The sequence below is a fragment of the Wolbachia endosymbiont of Drosophila seguyi genome (assembly GCF_028981765.1).
Classification (GTDB): Bacteria; Pseudomonadota; Alphaproteobacteria; order Rickettsiales; family Anaplasmataceae; genus Wolbachia; species Wolbachia pipientis.
Genome location: NZ_JAPQLM010000197.1, coordinates 1 through 1284 on the forward strand (window position 1 = coordinate 1; position 1284 = coordinate 1284).

A 1284-nucleotide genomic window follows, 5' to 3' on the forward strand; every position below is an offset into this window, starting at 1 on the left:
ATCCTCCAAAATTTTATTTTACCCGAAAAAACTCCTTTCTTTCTCTCCACTTTTTCTGGGTAAGGTCAATTCGGAACTCTATTTCTTTTTTACGATCTTTACTTTTATTCTTATTGTTCATATAATATACCCCTCACTAATAATAAATTATTTTTAAATGTTTACTGTTATTTTCTTAGCAGTATTGGCATAAAGCCATAGCTTTTGGGTGAAGTCAAATCAAATTTTCAATTTTTTTTTGTTTATTTTTTTATGAAAAGGTAGAAGATATTAATAGCTGCTAATTTCTTTAAACGATGTTGTCGTAGATTCGTATTTTTATACACCAAAAAGGGTATCTTTGATGTCTCCTACAGCTCCAAACTCATAGCATCCATTTGCCGGCCTTTTAAGGCGCTTTATAGAAGGGTTAATAAAAGATGTACAAAGGGAAGTCTAAGGTGCGTAGTAGCATTCTAAAGCCATCTATGGGAGACATTTTTTTCATCAACGCATTCAAAACTTAAAAAAATAAAAAACTTGAACATTTCTTCAGAATTATGTATAATTATTAATGCTTTTTAAGGTTCTTTCTTATGACTTTTTCTAAGTTTCTTGATCCCAAAAATGATGTATCGTTTAAGCGTATCTTCGGTACTGAAAAAAATAGAGATATCCTTATTCACTTCCTCAATGATATTCTTGGCTTTACTGGTAAAAATGAAATAAAGGATATAGAGTTTTTAAGTACTATTCAAGACCCCGATATCGCCGCTAAAAAGCAAAGTATTGTTGATGTTCTCTGTAGAGATTCTACAGGTGCTCAATACATTTGCGAAATGCAGGTCGCTAAAACTAAAGGCTTTGAAAAACGTGCCCAATACTATGCTGCTAAAGCTTACTCAAGGCAAGCTGATAAAGGTGACCAGTATCATAACCTTAAGGAAATTATCTTCATTGCTATAGCAGATTGTGTACTGTTTCCTAATAAATCTGAGTACAAATCAAAGCATACTATTCGAGATGAAGACACTAATGAGCATGATCTAAAAGATTTCTATTTTATATTTATTGAGTTGCCAAAATTTCCAAAGAATAAGGAAGATCAGTTGGAAAATATAGTTGAAAAATGGGTTTATTTTTTTCGATATGCAGATGAGACTAGTGAAGAAGAGCTGGAAAAAATAATAGGTAGTGATGTAATAATTAAAAAGGCCTATGAAGAGCTAAATAGATTCAACTGGTCAGAAAAAGAATTTATTGCCTATGAACAGGAAATAAAACGTATTCTTGATGAACAGGCTG

General features: G+C 31.5%; 1 protein-coding gene. It reads left to right on the top strand.

Annotation, left to right across the window (positions count from 1 at the left end; all coding sequences use genetic code 11):
* Nucleotides 1-575: 575 nt before the first annotated feature.
* On the top strand, nt 576-1284 hold a 709-nt coding region (locus OZD62_RS05965; RefSeq protein ID WP_275019657.1), incomplete at its 3' end, for an Rpn family recombination-promoting nuclease/putative transposase.